At 47.2% G+C, this 18,339-nt stretch carries 14 protein-coding genes and 5 pseudogenes; 13 read left to right on the top strand and 6 right to left on the bottom strand.

Annotated elements, in window-relative coordinates; translation table 11 throughout:
* The 6 genes and pseudogenes from afaD to K8W53_RS17520 all read left to right on the top strand — a co-directional run.
* Positions 1-471, top strand: a complete 471-nt coding sequence (afaD, locus tag K8W53_RS17545; RefSeq protein ID WP_000266939.1) for an AfaD family invasin — start codon at positions 1-3, stop codon at positions 469-471.
* A 407-nt stretch (positions 472-878) separates the two neighbouring features.
* Entirely contained in the window at positions 879-1,700 is an 822-nt protein-coding gene (locus K8W53_RS17540) for a polysaccharide deacetylase family protein (RefSeq protein ID WP_000119391.1), read from the top strand.
* Positions 1,701-1,782: 82 nt separating this feature from the next.
* Positions 1,783-2,020: pseudogene (locus K8W53_RS17535) on the top strand (PerC family transcriptional regulator); the annotation flags it as partial.
* Between the two features lie 495 nt (positions 2,021-2,515).
* The gene (locus K8W53_RS17530) at positions 2,516-3,463 is read left to right on the top strand and encodes a LysR family transcriptional regulator (RefSeq protein WP_000970302.1); all 948 of its coding nucleotides are present in this window, start codon (positions 2,516-2,518) and stop codon (positions 3,461-3,463) included.
* Positions 3,464-3,582: 119 nt separating this feature from the next.
* Positions 3,583-3,702: pseudogene (locus K8W53_RS17525) on the top strand (hypothetical protein); the annotation flags it as partial.
* 80 nt (positions 3,703-3,782) lie between these two features.
* Positions 3,783-3,944, top strand: a pseudogene (locus tag K8W53_RS17520) (transposase); the annotation flags it as partial.
* Between the two features lie 64 nt (positions 3,945-4,008).
* Here the strand turns inward: K8W53_RS17520 and K8W53_RS17515 are convergent.
* Positions 4,009-4,566, bottom strand: a pseudogene (locus tag K8W53_RS17515) (ATP-binding protein).
* A 1,035-nt stretch (positions 4,567-5,601) separates the two neighbouring features.
* Between K8W53_RS17515 and tcfA the strand changes: the two are divergent.
* The 6 genes from tcfA to tioA all read left to right on the top strand — a co-directional run bounded on the left by tcfA (position 5,602) and on the right by tioA (position 12,181).
* Positions 5,602-6,312 (top strand): fimbrial chaperone TcfA, encoded by a 711-nt coding sequence (tcfA, locus tag K8W53_RS17510; protein WP_001009507.1) that lies wholly within the window; start codon positions 5,602-5,604, stop codon positions 6,310-6,312.
* 50 nt (positions 6,313-6,362) lie between these two features.
* Positions 6,363-6,938 (top strand): fimbrial protein TcfB, encoded by a 576-nt coding sequence (gene tcfB / locus K8W53_RS17505; protein ID WP_023223987.1) that lies wholly within the window; start codon positions 6,363-6,365, stop codon positions 6,936-6,938.
* A 108-nt stretch (positions 6,939-7,046) separates the two neighbouring features.
* Positions 7,047-9,734, top strand: coding sequence for a fimbrial outer membrane usher protein TcfC (gene tcfC / locus K8W53_RS17500; protein ID WP_052939571.1), 2,688 nt, complete (start codon positions 7,047-7,049; stop codon positions 9,732-9,734).
* A gap of 22 nt (positions 9,735-9,756) precedes the next feature.
* Entirely contained in the window at positions 9,757-10,836 is a 1,080-nt protein-coding gene (tcfD, locus tag K8W53_RS17495; protein WP_000066479.1) for a fimbrial protein TcfD, read from the top strand.
* 132 nt (positions 10,837-10,968) lie between these two features.
* Positions 10,969-11,424, top strand: a complete 456-nt coding sequence (tinR, locus tag K8W53_RS17490; protein WP_000141547.1) for an Lrp/AsnC family transcriptional regulator TinR — start codon at positions 10,969-10,971, stop codon at positions 11,422-11,424.
* Between the two features lie 139 nt (positions 11,425-11,563).
* Positions 11,564-12,181: a protein TioA gene (tioA, locus tag K8W53_RS17485; RefSeq protein ID WP_000241747.1), complete on the top strand. Its 618-nt coding sequence runs from the start codon at positions 11,564-11,566 to the stop codon at positions 12,179-12,181.
* Positions 12,182-12,782: 601 nt separating this feature from the next.
* Here tioA and K8W53_RS17480 read toward each other — a convergent pair.
* Positions 12,783-12,895: pseudogene (locus K8W53_RS17480) on the bottom strand (hypothetical protein); the annotation flags it as partial.
* Positions 12,896-12,951: 56 nt separating this feature from the next.
* Between K8W53_RS17480 and K8W53_RS17475 the strand changes: the two are divergent.
* Positions 12,952-13,140 carry a hypothetical protein gene (locus K8W53_RS17475; RefSeq protein WP_031603649.1) on the top strand — a complete coding sequence of 63 codons (189 nt, stop codon included), beginning with the start codon at positions 12,952-12,954 and terminating at the stop codon, positions 13,138-13,140.
* A gap of 3 nt (positions 13,141-13,143) precedes the next feature.
* Here K8W53_RS17475 and pagN read toward each other — a convergent pair whose 3' ends face one another.
* From pagN to fadE, 4 genes are all read right to left on the bottom strand, one after another.
* Positions 13,144-13,863: an adhesin/invasin protein PagN gene (pagN, locus tag K8W53_RS17470; RefSeq protein WP_000787603.1), complete on the bottom strand. Its 720-nt coding sequence runs from the start codon at positions 13,861-13,863 to the stop codon at positions 13,144-13,146.
* A 330-nt stretch (positions 13,864-14,193) separates the two neighbouring features.
* Positions 14,194-14,601, bottom strand: a complete 408-nt coding sequence (locus K8W53_RS17465) for a Spy/CpxP family protein refolding chaperone (protein WP_000788200.1) — start codon at positions 14,599-14,601, stop codon at positions 14,194-14,196.
* A gap of 309 nt (positions 14,602-14,910) precedes the next feature.
* Complete coding sequence (locus K8W53_RS17460) at positions 14,911-15,678, bottom strand: amidohydrolase (RefSeq protein ID WP_000015789.1); 768 nt, start codon at positions 15,676-15,678, stop codon at positions 14,911-14,913.
* A 108-nt stretch (positions 15,679-15,786) separates the two neighbouring features.
* A complete protein-coding gene (fadE, locus tag K8W53_RS17455; protein ID WP_000973041.1) occupies positions 15,787-18,231 on the bottom strand; it encodes an acyl-CoA dehydrogenase FadE in 2,445 nt (814 codons plus the stop codon).
* Between the last annotated feature and the right edge of the window lie 108 nt (positions 18,232-18,339).

Raw genomic sequence — 18,339 nt, 5'->3', positions numbered from 1 at the left:
ATGTGGATGAAAATACAGCGAGTGAAAACGGTTATCTATAGCGTAAGCTTACTGGTCGCTGCCAGTAGCTTGGTGCCGATAGCGAACGCCGCAGAAAAACTTCAGACAACGCTACGTGTAGGGACTTACTTTCGGGCTGGGCACGTGCCAGATGGGATGGTGCTTGCGCAAGGCTGGGTGACTTATCACGGCAGTCACAGCGGGTTTCGGGTATGGAGCGATGAGCAAAAGGCGGGTAACACGCCTACCGTATTGCTGCTGAGCGGGCAACAGGATCCTCGCCATCACATTCAGGTTCGCCTGGAGGGCGAGGGGTGGCAACCAGATACGGTGAGTGGTCGTGGCGCCATTTTAAGAACCGCTGCAGATAACGCCAGTTTCAGTGTGGTCGTTGATGGCAATCAGGAAGTGCCTGCGGACACCTGGACGCTGGATTTTAAGGCCTGTGCATTGGCGCAGGAGGATACGTAGCCGTCTGTTCCACTCATACTTCCTGTATCAGTGAATAAGGCGAATACTGTATATCAGGTTCGAGGATGTATTGAAAATTTACTCAAGGCAAATATGGTTAGCAATCTTCATTGCAGAAAAATCAATTGCTGATTGATTTTAAAATCTGAAATTCATCTTTTTTTGTAGGGAGAGGAATATTATGTTTCGTAAAATAATTTAACGGACACTGATGCCTTTATTATTTTCTGTTTTGTGGATTTGTTTGATTCACTCTTTTGTGAGCGGGGCTTTATAAGCCCTTAGTATAAGGTTTGTTTATCTGTCAGGTATTCATATGTGATATTTAAGATTTTATGTTTAGGGGGCTTTTTCTTGTCCCCTCAGGCGTAAAAATAATTTATTTTTTACATAAAGGAATAAAGCATATGTCTTATGCACGACATTTACCGGTATTAATGTATCACCATGTCAGTGATAAACCCGGACAGATAACCTTATCTCCCCGTACGTTCCGGGCGCAGATGAAATGGCTGGCTGAATCTGGCTGGAAAACCGTTACTGCTGCAGAGGTGGAAGCTTTTTATCATGGTGCAAGATTGCCTCGTAAAAGCGTCATGCTGACCTTTGATGGCGGCTGGCTGGATAACTGGTTGCAGGTTTTTCCGGTGCTGCAGGAGTTTAATCTGCATGCGCATCTCTTTCTTGTGACCAGTTTGATCAGTGACGGACCGGTCCGTATTCCTGCAGGCGAACCGGTGTACTCTCATGATGAGTGTCAGATGCTGGTTAAACAAGGCCGGGCTGATGAGGTCATGCTGCGCTGGTCAGAGGTCCGGGAGATGCACCTCAGTGGCCTTGTTGAGTTTCACTCGCACACGCACACCCACCGACGCTGGGACCAGAAACCTGTGTCCCGTAATCCGTCGGATTTGCTTCGTGTCGATATTCTTCTTAGTCGTAAGCGGATGAGGGAGATGCTGGGTTACTGCAGTCAGCATCTGTGCTGGCCTGAGGGCTGGTATTGTTCTGACTATATTCATGTGGCTGAAGAGCTGGGGTTCACATACCTGTATACCACAGAAAGGCGTATGAACAATCCAGTCATCGGTTCACAGCGTATTGGTCGTATCAACACAAAGGAGCGAAAGAATGTGGGCTGGCTGAAACGTCGTCTGTTTTATCACACCACGCCCGGATTTTCTTCGCTGCTGGCCCGGCATAAGGGGGCACGTCGGATAGCTGACTGAGCCGGAGACCAGGATGAAAGTGCTGCATACCGAATCCTCCCCCATCATCGGCGGGCAGGGGTTGTAGGCTATATCCCAAATGATGGTGCTGATTTTGAGCAGAAATAAGATAACACCGGAGGCCGTGATAGACCCGGTTGCGCAGAATCTGGAGGCCGCAGGTCACTGGCGCAGGGCTTCTACCCGCTGGCTTTTGGTCATGGGAGATTTTGAATGTACAGAGGCCCAGCGGGAGTGGTTGTTGTTGCGCCGGAATTATTGCCTTGCGCAGATATCTTCCCTTGGCACCAGTAAAGCTGGATATCAGCGACGTGACGAAATGAGAGGGCCTGCACATAGGTTTATGTTTTGAGTAAGCGTCTTATTTAAACCGTCTGTTCTGTTTCCTCCACTTTCACAAATAATGTCGAACCGGGTGGGGGGGACTCAAGTAAGAATAATCTGGCGATGTTTTGCTTGTTTCCACGGGATACTTTGTTAGGTGAACGATGCAATTAATGCGCTCCAGACTGCGTCACAGAAAAGGAGAATGCCTTTGCAGAACGGGCGCATGACAATGAACCACTTTATTATTGGTATCTGGTTCGGCGACAACCTTGACGATCACTTCTGAGATAGGGTATTTACACTGAGTGGTAAACAGGTTCAATTAGTAACCGGAGATGGATGCAAAATCATGATCGATTCAGATGCTATTTTGCAGCCAATAGATTTTTTATTATGATGATATCAAGGACATTGAGGCACACAATGACGCATCAGTAAGTCGTTGATAGCTCCTTTAATATAAGAATTTCTTTTATCAACGGAAGATAATGATGGAACTGATCAATAATCGTGGTATGCGAGACTGGATGATATTTATTAAAGTGGCGGAAGTGGGGAATCTTTCCCGGGCTGCGCGGGAATTAGATATTAGCATTTCTGCTGTCAGTAAATCGCTTAGCCGCCTTGAGAATTCTATTGAGGTTACTTTACTTCGGCGCGATTCACATCACTTAGAACTGACTGGAGCTGGTCAGACAGCCTATGCAAGCATGAAAAGGATAACATCTTCCTTTCAGTCCTTGCTGGATGAATTGCGAAATCCGGATAAAATTATCAGAGGGAGTATAAAATTTTCGGCTCCGGCTATTGTCTGTGAGTTTCTTGCCAATAAGTGGATATGGGAATTTACAGCTAGCTATCCGGATACAAAAATCTACCTGGATTCACGAGAGCGTAGCGATTTTTTTAGTAAATCCCTGGAGTTTGATGAGCTGGTTTTTAAAAGTGGCATAATCGAAAGTGAGGATCTCGTGTATCGAAAGATAAGCCCTTTAAAGTTGGTTCTTTGTGCGAGTCCGAAATATATCAGAAAATATGGCAGGATCTCACATCCTGGCGATTTGGAAAATCACATTATTGTGGGTCTTCACAACCATGGTCTTTCCGGACCTCTTACTCTTTTCCGTCAAGATGAATCATACACTATTAGTGGCGCTGTTAATGTTCATTTATCTTCCAATAATCTTTTGAGTGTTCTTAATTTGGTTTTAGAAGGAAAGGGTATCAACCTCATGACTCCGGCCTGGCTTGCCACCAAATACTTAAAAAATAATGAACTTGAAATTATACTTCCTGAATGGAGGGTTCCAGATCTCCCCATTTATCTTGTATGGCGTCATCGTCAGTATTATTCTCCTTTATTTCAACGCTTTCTGTCTTTTATTGAAGATAAATGGAATAATCGCCCACAAATTGATTTTCTGAATGATGATTAACCCGTTTGGAATGGTTTTGACACGTTCCTGACTTAAACCCACATGATGATGACTGAATTGAGGCATCGAGATATGCGACTGGTCAGCCAGTCGTCTTTTGACGATGCCCAATACAAAACATGATGCCGACTGACGGAAATGATAATACCCGGAAACAGGACGGGGCTGTTTTTGGGCAGCCGGAAGTTAAGCCCATACCAGAAACGTTGCAGTGTACTGAAAAATGGCGCCAGGTTGCACTGTAAGTATCCCGCATAATCGAGCCATTCACATTTAGAGATCATCCGGCATAATCAATCTGCCAACGCAGGAGATCGCTGTGCGTAAAGCCCGTATTACTGCGCACCAGATCATCGCTGTGATTAGATCAGTTGAATCCGGACGGACTGTTAAAGATGTCTACCGGGAGGCCGGTATTTCTGAAGCCACCAGGGACAACTGGAAGTCTGGATACGGCGGCATGGAAGCTTCTGATATTAAATCTTGAGGATGTCAACGCCAGGATTTATGGTCGTTTTTCGCTATTTTTAATATCCGCTGTTTGATCACTTCTGCTGTCCGCTTTCCGCCATTTCATCTTCACTGATTGGCGTTGCGCTTTTGGTCAGCGCCCCGACTTTGCGTTTTTCCTTCAGTTGGTAACTTTCTCCTTTGATATTCAGTGTGGTTGAGTGATGCAGTAGCCGATCCAGGATCGCTGTTGCCAGCACGTTATCACCGAACATCTCACCCCAGTCTGCGAAGCCTTTGTTTGACGTCAGGATAATGCTCGCTTTTTCATACCGTCGGTTCAGCAGTCGGAAGAACAGACTGGCTTCCTCACTGGTCATTGGCAGGTAACCTATTTCGTCCAGGATCAGCCCCCGCGCATAGCTCAGTTGTTGTAGCTGGCGCTCCAGGCGGTTTTCCAGCTTCGCTTTCATCAGCGTCTACCAACCTGTCCTGCGGCATGAACAACACCCGATGGCCCATATCTGCCGCTTTCACACCGGGGGCAGCGGCCAGGTGGGTTTTCTCCACTCCGGGGGCCCCAGCAGGATCACATTCTCGCAGCGCTCCACGAACGCCAGACCGGCCAACTCCCGGACGACCTTACGATCGATGCCTGGCTGGAAGCTGAAGTCGAACTGCTCCAGCGTTTTGACTCATGGCAGACGAGCCTGTTTCAGCCGGGATTCCATTCCGCGCTGATGTCTGCCGTTCTATTCCTGCTGCAGCGCCATGCACAGGAATGTCGACTTATTTTTGGGCTGACAGAGGCATTGGTCGTTAAGACTTGTATATTCATGTTGCTTACTCGCACAAAAGGGGGAAAGGAACCGTAAACAACATTGACAGGTAAGGGACTGGCATCAATTTGAATGGTGTTTTTTTATAACATTATGTTTTAAAAGGTGAATTATATTTTCATGGTTAATTATTCTGTTTTCTATTGTTGTTTATGGAGTATTTAACCAATATTTAAGCTAAAAACAGTGTATTATATTGATTACACTTTGCTGGAGAGGTGTAAACATCAAGCATAACCATATGATGTGTATGAGTTTTTGTTTGCTGATATCATATTTTTAACAGATATTGAGCAAGTAAATCTGATCTAACTGTAACTTTAGTTTTCTAAATTAATTACTTTGCTTACTTTTTTTTACCTGGTTTTGTAAAACCTCATAATGATCAGTCTATTTGTGGCTTTGTTTAAGGTTTATTTGGTTTTGTAGTCTGAATTGTATCTCCCTCCTGGAGGGCTTTCTTTAGATTCTCTGTCTCCTACGTTGTTATGTTACGTATTTGTTGCTTTGAAGGGGGGGGAATACAGTTCCATTTATCTGAGTAAGTCAGGTACACAGTAACAACTTTCTTATGAAGAATTTCCAAAATTTTTACTGCGGCGTTATTAATTGTTCAGCGATTCTTACAGATCTGTCGTTCGCTTTTGGTGAATGAAATCCGTGGACTTTTATTTACTAATTTTTTCTTTCCTGAAAAAAACAGAGGTATTGAGCGAAAAATTTTATTCCGTATGATGCCCTCCACACAAAATGTATTAACACTGAATCGTAATTTGCTTCTTTATGCTGATAACTTTCTGTCTATGCTAATACTAAAATTTAGATGACTTTTATACGGTAAAATCTGGTATGAATTTTAAAGATACTCTTCCCGGGGTGTTTCTCTGTGTCGCTATGTTTGCATGTGGTCATGCCAGGGCGAATATGCTCGTTTATCCCATGGCGGCAGAAATTAATAGTAGCCGCGAAGAGGCCACCTCGCTGTTCGTCTATTCTAAATCAGATCATGTGCAATATATTCGAACAAGAATCATGCGTATTGAACACCCTGGTATGCCACAGGAGAAGGAGGTACCAGCAGGGAATGATATAGAGACAGGACTTGTTGTCTCCCCGGAGAAATTTGCCCTTTCCCCGGGAACAAAAAAAACAATACGTGTTATCAGTACTCAGGCACCGGAAAGAGAGGAAGCCTGGCGGGTATACTTCGAGGCTGTTCCTGAACTGGAAGATGATCCACAGGCAGGCGGAAAGCAAAATTCATCCGTAAGTGTGAATCTTGTCTGGGGGGTGTTGCTGCGTGTTTCTCCGTCAGACCCCAGGCCTGCGCTGGTAACGAACGGTCACCACCTGCTGAATACGGGAAATACCCGGCTTTCTCTTATTCGGGCCGGCAACTGCGACACCACATGCCACTGGCAGAATATAGACAAAAGTATTTATCCCGGCGGGAGTGCTGATATTCCGGCCGGAATAAAAAGTAATGCATTTCGTGTGGAATATCGTACGGGTGCAAATTCACCGGTAATCTCTGCTGATTTAACAGCAGCCGGAAAGTAAAAACACACGGAGCGTACGCTATACCCTACATTTATTCTCAGGGGGAGCGGATGTATACCGAGTGTACATATATCACTGTAATAAACAACAAAGCAAGGTTATTTTTTATGAACATGAAAACATCTTTTATTGCCGCAGCTGTGGCATTGGCCACCGTTTATTCTTTTTCTGTTTCTGCGGTTCAGAAGGATATTACCGTCACTGCCAATATTGACAGTACACTTGAACTGCTGCAGGCCGATGGTTCATCCCTCCCGTCGACTATGAAGCTGGATTTCATGCCGGGTAAGGGCCTGGTCCATAAATCACTCCAGACCCGCCTTTACAGCAACGATCAGACCAAGTCGGTTGATGTAAAACTGTTGAATGCTCCACAACTTATCAACGTCCTGGATCCCACCAAAACCATTGATATGGAAGTGACTCTGGGAGGACGGTCACTGACCACCACCAATTCTGTACTGGAAGCTAAAACCCTGTTCCCGGACGGAAAAACTGGCGATGCTTCAGCTCTGCTGAACCTGGATATTGGTCAGAAGGCTGGAGCAGCCTTACAAAACCTGCCTGCCGGTGAATACAGCGGATTGGTCAGTCTGGTGATTTCACAGGCTGTCACTGCCGGCTAATAACCGGTTATTAGCTCTTCATCTGATCCGGTTTTGGGGTGTCACCGTTCGTACCTGAACCGGATCCGGTATTGATCTTATTATTCATTGCAATTCAGGTCTCTTTACGTGAGTCGTTATTTCTGGATGTATTATTTACTGGGATTGTGCAGTTTTACCAGCCAGGCAAATCTTATTCCCCCACCTGGATTTGAATCTCTGCTGGAAGGACAGACTGAGCAAATTGAAGTGTTGCTACCAGGGCATTCACTGGGATTATTTCCGGTGGTGGTTAAACCGGACACCGTGCAGTTCATGTCCCCATTGATGGTACTTGAAAGCAGTGGGCTTGCCGCGTTGCCGGTCGCAGAACGGCAAAAAGCGCTGGCTGCACTCAGCCGTCCGTTGCTACGTAACAGCAATCTGGTCTGTGGTGTCTCAGAAGCAAAAGACAGCAGCGAGTGTGGTTACGTGGCAACAGATAAAGAGGATGTTGCGGTTATTTTTGATGAGAACAACGGTCAGTTATCTTTGTTTCTTAACCGGGACTGGTTGCCGGATGAAGAACGACGTGATAAACGCTGGCTGACTCCGACCCCGGAGGGTGTCAGCGCATTTATTCACCGCCAGACGCTGTATCTGAGTGATGATCTCCACAGTCGTAATATGACACTGAATGGTAGCGGTGCCCTGGGGCTTGGTGACGGTCGTTATCTGGGAGGCAACTGGGCGGCTATCTGGAATCAGTCAGAACATTACAATAACAGTCAGGCCTGGTTTGACAATCTGTTTGTCCGTCAGGATCTCGGCAATCAGTATTATCTCCAGGCTGGTCGGATGGATCAGCGGAATCTGTCCAGCGCCACGGGGGGGGATTTTGGGTTCAGTCTGCTTCCCCTGAGCCGGTTTGATGGATTACGAACCGGGACCACCCAAGCTTATGTTAACCATGAGGTGGACCAGAATGCCACTCCGGTTATGGTTCAGGTTACCCGAAATGCCCGTATTGATATTTATCGTGGCAGCGAGTTGCTGGGGAGTCAGTTCCTGACCCCGGGAATGCATACCCTGGATACTCACTCTCTTCCACCGGGAAGCTATCCTCTGGCGTTGCGGGTGTATGAGGATGGGATTCTGCGGCGAACGGAGACCCAGCCCTTCAGTAAGGGGGGCAATAGCTTCAGTGCACAGACCCAGTGGTTTATTCAGAGCGGGCTGGAAGATACCGGGGATAAAGCCAGCCATTATGACGGTGAGACTGTCATGGCTGCCGGATTCCGAACTGGGCTGCGGAAAAATATCAGTCTGACCGAAGGTATCTCTCTGGCACATGAGGCCTGGTACAGTGAAACCCGACTGAATTCACAGCATGCAGTGCTGGATGGCACGCTGGACCTTTCTGCCGGGATACTGCATGGGACAGACAGCACGAGCGGTAACACTGAGCAGGTGACATACAACGACGGATTTTCCGCGAGTCTGTGGCGTAACCATACGGAAAGTGATGCCTGTAGTGGTCGTCATCCACAGTCAGTGCATGCCAGTATGACCTGCCAGACTTCGATGAACGCCTCCCTGTCGGTTCCGGTGGGGAACTGGTATGCCCTACTGGGATACAGTACCAGCAGGACAGAAGGTCGGCCGGTTTACCGGGGATATGATGATAACAGTGACAAAGAAAATGTGTTCTGGCGACAGGCATACATCCCTGCCTCTCACCGCGAATCTGCTCAGGCTAGTGCAACGTACAGCCTTAATATGGCTGGCATGAATATTAATACCCATGGGGGAGTATGGCGAACCCGAAATGACGGAGTGAATGATGATGGCTTGTTTATGAGTGTCAGTGTGTCATATGCCTCTCAACCACCGACAATGACTGGCAGTAATGGGTATACCTCAGCCGGGACCGATATTCACAGTAGCCGGAATCAAAAAACACAGACGTCCTGGAATGTGAACCATGTGAGATCCTGGCAGCAGGATCTGTATCGTGAACTGTCGGTGGGTTTCTCCGGTTATAACGACGACAGCTGGAGCGGGAGTCTCGGCGGACGCATGAGCGGCCGTATGGGTGAACTGAGCGCCACTATCAGTAACTCCCATCAACGTAATGCGGGCAGCGCCAGTTCACTCACCGCTGGCTACAGCTCGTCTCTGGCGTTATCCCGTAATGGACTGTTCTGGGGAGGTGGTCAGGACGGTGAACCGGCCTCTGGCATGGCGGTGAACGTGGAGTCAGAGGGGGACGAGGGCAGTAGCGGGAAAGTAGTCAGCGTTCGTGGCAGCAGCCAGCCGTTCAGTCTCGGTTTTGGTCAGCAGTCGCTGTTGCTGATGGAAGGCTATAACGCCACGGAGGTGACCATTGAGGATGCAGGGGTTAGTTCACAGGGTATGGCAGGCGTAAAAGCGGGAGGGGGAAGCAGGCGTTACTTCCTGACACCCGGGCATCTGCTGGTTCACAACATCAGCGCCAGTATGAGCCGACTGTACGTTGGCCGCGTACTGGACAAGGATGGCAGACCGCTGCTGGACGCACAGCCACTGAACCATCCATTTTTGTCGTTGGGACCTTCCGGGCGATTTAGCCTGCAGAGCGAGCATAAAGAATCCAGCCTGTGGCTGCTGTCAAAAAACAGGATCCTGCGTTGTCCGATGTCAGTACATAAACGTCGGGATGTTATGCAGGTAGTGGGTGATGTGCGGTGTGAATTAAGTGACGTGGATGCCCTGCCACAGGCGTTGCAAATATCGCCGCGGGTCATCCGTTTGCTGAACGTGGCAGGTTTGCTGCGCCATTCCGTTCAGGAAGCATGACGTAGAGATAAAAGCGTTAACTATGAGTAATAAAATGAAGTGGACGAGTATGACAGCCTATTGGTCAGCAATTATTAATTTCATCCGAAAATATGTTTATCCAGCAAGGATAATTGCCATCCTGCTGATGGCTGGCGCTACACTGCCACAAGTCGCCGATGCGATTACCGTCGACCTGAATTACGACAAGAACAATGTACCGGTCATCACTCCTGTCTGGTCCCAAGAATGGAGTGTAGCAAATGTGTTGGGGGGATGGGTATGTCGTTCAAACAGGAATGAAAATGAGGGGGCGTGTGAAGAAACACATTTGGTATGGTGGTATGCTTTTGGAGCTTATTCAAAAATTCGTCTGCGTTTCAGAGAACAAATCAGCCATGCTGAAATCACGCTCATACTGCTCGGCAGTGTTCGTAATGCCTGTTATACTGGTGTCGTGAACATGAACGCTGCTGCATGTCAATGGGGTAGGTCGCTGAAACTTAGGATACCTTCAGAAGAGCTTGCGAAGATACCTACAAGCGGAACATGGAAAGCAACGTTAGTCCTGGATTATTTACAATGGGGCGGAGACGATCCTTTAGGCACATCAACTACAGATATCACGCTGAATGTAACAGACCACTTTGCAGAAAATGCGGCTATTTACTTTCCGCAGTTTGGTACTGCAACCCCTCGTGTTGACCTGAATCTTCACCGGCTGAATGCCTCACAAATGTCGGGCAGGGCTAATCTGGATATGTGTCTGTATGACGGAGGTGTGAAAGCCCGTTCATTACAGATGAAGATAGAAGGAAGCAATAAGTCAGGTACGGGATTTCAGGTTATAAAGAGCGATTCTGCTGATACGATTGATTATGCGGTCAGTATGAATTATGGGGGACGAAGTATTCCTGTCACCCGTGGCGTGGAGTTCAGTCTGGATAACGTGGATAAAGCAGCAACGCGTCCGGTGCTACTTCCCGGGCAACGGCAGGCGGTACGTTGTGTGCCAGTGCCCCTTACCCTGACAACACAACCCTTTAACATCAGGGAGAAGCGTTCTGGTGAGTATCAGGGAACGCTGACAGTGACAATGCTGATGGGAACACAAACCCCCTGACAGTAATTATTTATTTTATTGATATCTTTCTTATATGGTTTTTTAAATCAGAGTTCTCTTTATATATTTGCTTTATTTAATAAAGAAAATCTATTCACTTATGAAAATCAATGCGTGAGGTTCTGCTTTCCTATGACTGAGTATTTAGATGATAAAGATAAAGAATTATTGAAAGAAATCCAAAAAGATTGTGCGCAAACTTTATGGCAACTTGCATATAAAGTGGGACTTACGCCCACACCATGTTTCAAACGTTTAAAAAAACTTAAAGACAGGGGGGTTATCATTGGTCAGTTCGCTTTATTGGATAAAGAAAAACTAGGTCTTTCACTTAATGTCTTTATTATGATTAACATATCTGAGGAGCAATACGCTAGTATTTCTGAGAAAATAAAGTCAATGCCTGAGGTTATTGCCTTTTATCGAATTTCTGGATCATTTAATTATTTAATGCATACAGTATTTACAGATATGAACGATTACTATAGTTTTTATGAGAAAATAATATTAACTAATTCTTCAATTAGTGGATCTGCATCGAGCTTTGTTCTTGAGCAAATAAAAGAAACAAACGAACTGCCAGTGTGAAAGTGTGATGTGTACTTACTGATTTAATACATTATTATCCTTCTTACGGAACAACAACGGCAGATTGCGGCTGTTGAACAAGGATTTTAATCAGCAGTGGTGAAATTAAGCGGCACAGAATAACACAGCGGAATATCACATGGTTAAATATCACCCCGTGCATGTAACAAAAAACCGCATTAAAACAGATGATGTTACTGATATTTATTTCGTTGAACCCTTCTGGAAAGAAGGCGAAAACCACATAATTGAGTCATTGATGTTTTTTGAAGAGTTACAAAAGTCATTTAATTTATTCAACCATAAATATGGGTTAAATAAATATATACTCAGGATCCCCTGGGAATTTGTGCTCATACATATGGAAAGGATCAGTAAATTAAATAGCGTCGGGTTATTTGCTGTTTCTGTTGACTTTAATAACAACCACAAATTTCTGAGCGAGTACATCAGGAGTCGCAGAGATTATGGTATGGAAGTTTGGTTTGATTTTTGTGGTAAACATTCTTATTCCAGTGAAATTAAAAACCTTGGGTTCTTTTTTCAGGCTTGCGTAGTGCCTCGTGATCCTAATTTTATTAGTAGTGTTTATCATTATCATAAGTTCCAAAAGATTCTTGTCGGGGATATAAATGATGTAGAACAGAGAGCCGTGTACCAGAACGAAGTTGATTACATGTATGGAATGCAATGGCCATCGTCATATGACGGTTTTTTCTTTCGGGATCATAAAAAAAATGAAACTTGGTGTATATAACAGAAGGAGTGAAAATTTGAATCAAAAATATCTTATTTATTTTTTGTTTAATTATTGTTTTGTTTTTTATTACGATTAAATATAAAGAACATCATTGTTCGTGCGGTGGGGAGGCTGGAATTTTAGGGGGTGACCGTTTATCAACAATTTTATTACAGCCACCATACGAATGGTTTATATATGCACTAGATGTATTATTTTAGTTTAATATATCGATGGTTGCTATTTGCATTGATGATGTTCCGTTACATTAAGGAATATACATCTGTATCTCTTTATACGCACGCTCACATTACTAATCATTATTAATATGAGTGTGGTTCTTGTTTTACGCATGCATGGTTGCATGTGACGTTAAATTTAAATGAGCTGACTGTATGAATTCTAAATACTTTAGAGAGGTGTTTTTTGTCTCGGTAGTTGTTATATTATTATTTTATTTGGTGTTATTTGCAGCCAGTGCTCATGCTGAAGGCGGTTTCAGCTCTGGAGGCATTGGGTTATTTATGACGGGAACAAGAGAGATGCTACTGTAGAGATAATAAATTCTGCTAAAGATTCCCCAATTCTTGTGCATTGACATCCTCCACGTCCTGAAGGGCGTGGGTTCCTGCTCCAACGGGCTGCCTGACTGCACGCTCCTTCCACAGGCAAGCACGGCGTGTCCCGCTCTAAAATGTTACGCGCGCCGTTTACATCGGCGTTCGCAGTATATCTTCATACCAGACACTTGTAAGTATCTCGCATAATCGTGCCATTCACATTTAGAGATCATACAACAGGACGGGGCTGTTTTTGGGCAGCCGGAAGTTAAGCCCATACCAGAAACGTTGCAGTGTACTGAAAAATGGCGCCAGGTTGCACCTGTTCAACGATTTTCTGAAGGCGCAGGAGTATTCATTACTGATATCCTCCATTGCGCCTTCGGGAACCCACAGGACCAGCTATTTTACCGATAGTGTTTAAAAGGCGTAAGTAATGCCGAGCATGAAGTCATTGGAGGCAGCCTTTGTGTCTGCATCATAAGCGGTATGTTCATCACCAGCATAGTGATTTTTTGAAATGCTTACTTTGCCAGCATTAATGTATTTATAACTGGCGTCAATCATAATATTATCTGTTACAGCATATTTTGCACCGATACCTGCGCCCCAGGCAAAGTTATTTTTTGAAGCAGACAGAGTTTCATTAATACCAAAACCAACAGGAATGGTGTTATTACTTAGCTTCACATGAGCGAGGCCAACGCCTGCGCTGATATAGGGAGTAAATGCCGTACTATTGTGAAAATCATAATAGCCATTAACCATGTAAGTGGTCATTCGGACCTGATTTTTTACATTTATGTGTACTGGATCACCAAATGCAATAATATCCTGCCCGCCTTTAGCATCCGTCTCACCTCTGAAAGTGGTATCCAGTTCTAAACGTACTGGAAGCTGGAATGGATCATAAAAGTCATAACCGATAGCAACCCCGCCGCCAAAAACGCCTTTGGTACGGTCAGGTAACGTTGCATGACCATTAACTATCTCATCCTGGCTGAAGGTTGAGTTGATTCCATAGACATTGACTACGGATGTCCCCGCTTTCCCGGTGATATAGATCCCTTCTTTTGCTGATGCAGTAGCGGACCAGGCTACCACAAGGGGAATGATGCAGACTGCGAAAAAGTTTTTCATTTCAGAACCTGCCTTAATATTGGGCTAAAAGACAAGTTTCACGGTATAGGGTGTGATATAACGATTACATAAACGAAGCCCAAAAAACGGTCTATTGTAACGCTGGGTTTTCTGTAAGCGGGTAAAAAATGAGATGAAAATTTTAAATAACAATACGATAATCGTCGGTATGGAAATCCATCTCCTCGCCAAATTGCCCCACGTACGGTTTCACTTCTACGTTATGTAACGGGTAGTGTTAGATAGAGCGATGCTGTAACAAAAAGATGAAGATGAATTTGTACCCGACCTGGATAAAGCCCGTTATCCAGGAATAACGGGCAAAAATATTTACTCAAGTGCCTGGGCGAGATCTTGTTGTACCTGTTGACGCTGTTCTGGTGTTAAGACTTTGCTTAAATCAAAATAATATTTAACCCGATAATAGCGAGCCTGTTGTTCTATGTTACTGAAGGCTGCAAGCTGCTGTTTTACGGCGGCGTCATCCCATTTACCGGATTTAATCACCTCTATCAGCGCACCGTCTTTAATTCCCTTCATAGAAATCTGACTGACGTCGGTTTCCAGTTGTTGGTGAAGTTTTTTGATCCGGGTAATCTGATCGTTTGTCAGCTTCAGATGCTGGACAATAGGATCCTGGGCGGGCAGGGGAGGATTGGGGACAGCGGTGGCGAAAGCGCCAAAAGAAACGCCCGCCAGAGTCGCTGCCAGTAAAGTTGTGCGTACAAAGTTTTTCATGAAGATATCCTGATAAGGGAGTGATTAACCGTTCTTATTACCCACGAATGGCGAGCAATTATCTTAGAGCCTATCCCAGTAGGCGTTATTGGCGCAGCCAGTTTGGACACGGACAGCGCGCAAAAACCGGAGCGTACACGTAGTACGTGAGGATTTTGAGCACTGCCCAGGTCCAAAATGGCAAGTAAAATAGCCCTAATGGGATAGGCTCTTAGTCAGAATACGTTGCCTGCCACATTACGCCACGCGAATTTGTTTTACGGAGAGTTACGGAGTGAAACAATCCCGCCGCGGTGAGCGGCAGGTTGCTTACAAGGTGAATGGATCGGCATCGCGCCAGGCTGGAAATTTTTCGCGATAGTCCTGCAAGGCGACGAGAGAAAGATCGGCATCGATACGTGTCGCCTGGTGTGGTTCGGCGGTGGCGATAATGTCGCCCTGGGGATTAATGATCCGGCTATCGCCGCGATAATGTAGCCCGTTACCATCGGTGCCAACCCGGTTGCAGCCTGCGACATAAGCCTGATTTTCAATAGCGCGCGCCGTCAGTAATGTTTGCCAGTGTAGCGAGCGCGGCGCGGGCCAGTTCGCTACATACAGCGCCAGATCGTAATCATTGCGGTTGCGTGACCATATCGGAAAGCGCAGATCGTAACAGATCAGCGGCAGAATGCGCCAACCGCGCCACTGCACGATGATGCGTTTATCGCCTGCGGCATAATGTTGATGTTCATCCGCCATACGAAAGAGATGGCGCTTATCATAGAGATGAACCTTGCCTTCCGGTTCAACCAGTAAGAAGCGATTTACGGCGCCGCGCTCAGTTTGTAGCGCCGCGCTGCCGGCAATCAGAGCGTCAGTTTGTCGGGCTTTGGCCTGCATCCACGTAATCACGCTATCTTGCGAAAGTGAGTTATTAGCGGCCTCCATCGCGAAGCCGGTGGTAAACATTTCAGGCAGAACAATCACATCCCGGCCAGATACGAGCTCTAGCTGTCTGTCAAAATGACGCAGGTTTGCCGGGCCGTCCATCCAGACTAAAGGTTGTTGCAACAGAGTAATTTTCAAACCAGACACGATCGGAGCTCCTCATTGAACAGCGTCTTTACACTGTAGCATGAGCAATAATAAAAAAGCGGCAAGAAAAAGCCCCGCGAAAGCGGGGCAGGAAAGACGCGAGACTGATTATGCGGCTTCGACTTTACGCACTTTCTCCGGCAGCTTTACCGGTTTGGTCGCCAGCGCTTCAGGTTCAAAATCATCAACGTTGATACTGCGCAGGCGGCTCTCTTCCGCTTTCGCCAGAATGGCGGCTTCATCTTTATCTATAAGCCCTTTCGCCAGCGCATTGCGCGCCAGTTCATCCAGACGAGTAAACGGCAGATTTTTACCCAGTTCTTTGCAGATGCGCTGGTGGATAGGGTCGGCAGCGATGACATCACGCAGCGCTTCTTCCAGTAAACCGACCGGATTATGTTCGGCGGGTGTCAGATACTGGCCGCGCCCAATGCGTGAACGTGTGGCGTTCGGCACTTGCAGGATCTTCGCCACGGCGTGATCCAGCTTATCAGACGGCGCCAGATAATGACGGCCAGTCGGGAAGATCATCGCGGTGAGCAATCCGGCCACGACGCGGTTCGGGAAGTTCTGCAGCAGATCGTCCATCGCTTGTTCAGCACGATACAGCGCATCCTGTACGCCCCAGTGCACCAGCGGCAGGTCGGCTTCGTGGCGACCTTCGTCGTCGTAACGCTTCAGTACGGCTGAGGCCAGATAAAGCTGACTCAACACATCGCCCAGACGCGCGGAGATACGCTCGCGGCGTTTCAGGCTGCCGCCCAGTACCGCCATTGACACGTCAGACAGCAGCGCCAGGTTTGCGCTCAGTCGGTTCAGATGCTGGTAATAACGCTTCGTGGCGTCGCCGGTTGGCGTATGGCTCGTTAATCCGCGGGTCAGGCCAAGCCAGAAACTGCGGACGGTATTGCTGCCGACATGGCCGATATGTTTAAACAACAGCTTATCAAAGGCATTCACATCATTATTCTGCGCTGCGGCCATCTCTTCCAGTACATAAGGATGGCAGCGAATGGCGCCCTGACCAAAGATCATCATGCTACGGGTCAGGATATTCGCGCCTTCCACGGTAATCGCGATAGGCGCGCCCTGGTAAGCACGCGCCAGGAAGTTGCTCTCGCCCAGCATAATGCCTTTACCCCCAGTGATATCCATCGCGTCGATAATGGACTGCTGGCCGCGGTGGGTGCAGTGGTACTTCACGATAGCCGACAGTACCGCCGGTTTTTCACCCAGCATAATGCCGTAGGTGATTAACGATGCGGCGGCATCCATCACATAAGCGTTACCTGCAATACGCGCCAGCGGTTCTTCAATACCTTCCATCTTGCCGATAGAAATTTTGAACTGACGACGAATGTGAGCATAGGCGCCGGTTGCCAGCGCGACGGATTTCACCCCGCCAGTGGAGTTGGACGGCAGGGTAATACCGCGTCCTACCGACAAACATTCCACCAGCATACGCCAGCCCTGTCCGGCCATTTTGGGGCCGCCGATAATATAATCAATAGGCACGAAAATATCGTTACCGCGGGTTGGGCCATTCTGGAACGGAACGTTAAGCGGGAAGTGACGACGACCAATTTCCACACCCGGCGTTGAGGTGGGGATCAGGGCGCAGGTAATACCCAGCTCTTCTTCTCCGCCTAACAATCTATCCGGATCGGAAAGCTTAAACGCCAGGCCCAACACGGTAGCTATCGGCGCCAGCGTAATGTAACGCTTGTTCCAGGTCAGGCGCATACCCAGCACCTGCTGGCCCTGCCATTCGCCCATACAAACCACGCCGGTATCCGGAATGGCGCCTGCATCAGAACCTGCTTCCGGGCTGGTCAGCGCAAAGCAGGGAATCTCCTGGCCGCGCGCCAGTCGCGGCAGATAGTGATTCTTCTGCTCTTCCGTACCATAGTGCTGCAACAACTCGCCAGGGCCGAGTGAGTTTGGAACGCCGACGGTGATAGCCAGAATCCCGGAGACGCCGGACAGTTTTTGCAGTACACGGGACTGCGCATAAGCGGAGAACTCCAGCCCGCCATACTCTTTTTTAATGATCATCGCAAAAAAACGATGCTCTTTCAGGTAAGCCCACAGTTCCGGCGGCAGATCCGCCAGTTCATGGGTAATCTGGAAATCGTTCGCCATCCGGCACGCTTCTTCTACCGGGCCGTCGAGAAACGCTTGCTCTTCGGCAGTGAGTTGCGGTTGTGGATAGTTGTGCAGTTTTTTCCAGTCAGGCTTGCCCTGGAACAGATCGCCTTCCCACCAGGTTGTACCGGCATCAATCGCTTCTTTCTCAGTGCGCGACATCGGCGGCATGACCTTACGGAAGCCGCGGAACACCGGTGCGGAAATCATTGATTTTCGCATCGGTGTGAGGTTAAACGGCACGAGGATAATGGCCAGAGGAACCAACAGCCAGATGGACCACAGGCCAGCGACGCCAAGTGCGGCGGTCCAGGCGAGCAGAATCAGGCTGCTGAGAAATAAACTCACGCGGTGATAGAACAATGCGCCGAGCAGAACAACCGTAGCGATAATACTCAAAATCATCATAACGAAAAGCTCCCTTGCTTGTAGGAGGTCTGACCACTTGTGATGATTAGGTTGTAGTGGATGTAAAATTTTTTAGCAATGTGTTTACAAAATAATTACAACAAAGCT

The organism is Salmonella sp. A29-2, assembly GCF_020150755.1.
GTDB classification, from domain to species: domain Bacteria; phylum Pseudomonadota; class Gammaproteobacteria; order Enterobacterales; family Enterobacteriaceae; genus Salmonella; species Salmonella enterica.
This window is presented reverse-complemented; position numbering and strand designations above follow the sequence as displayed.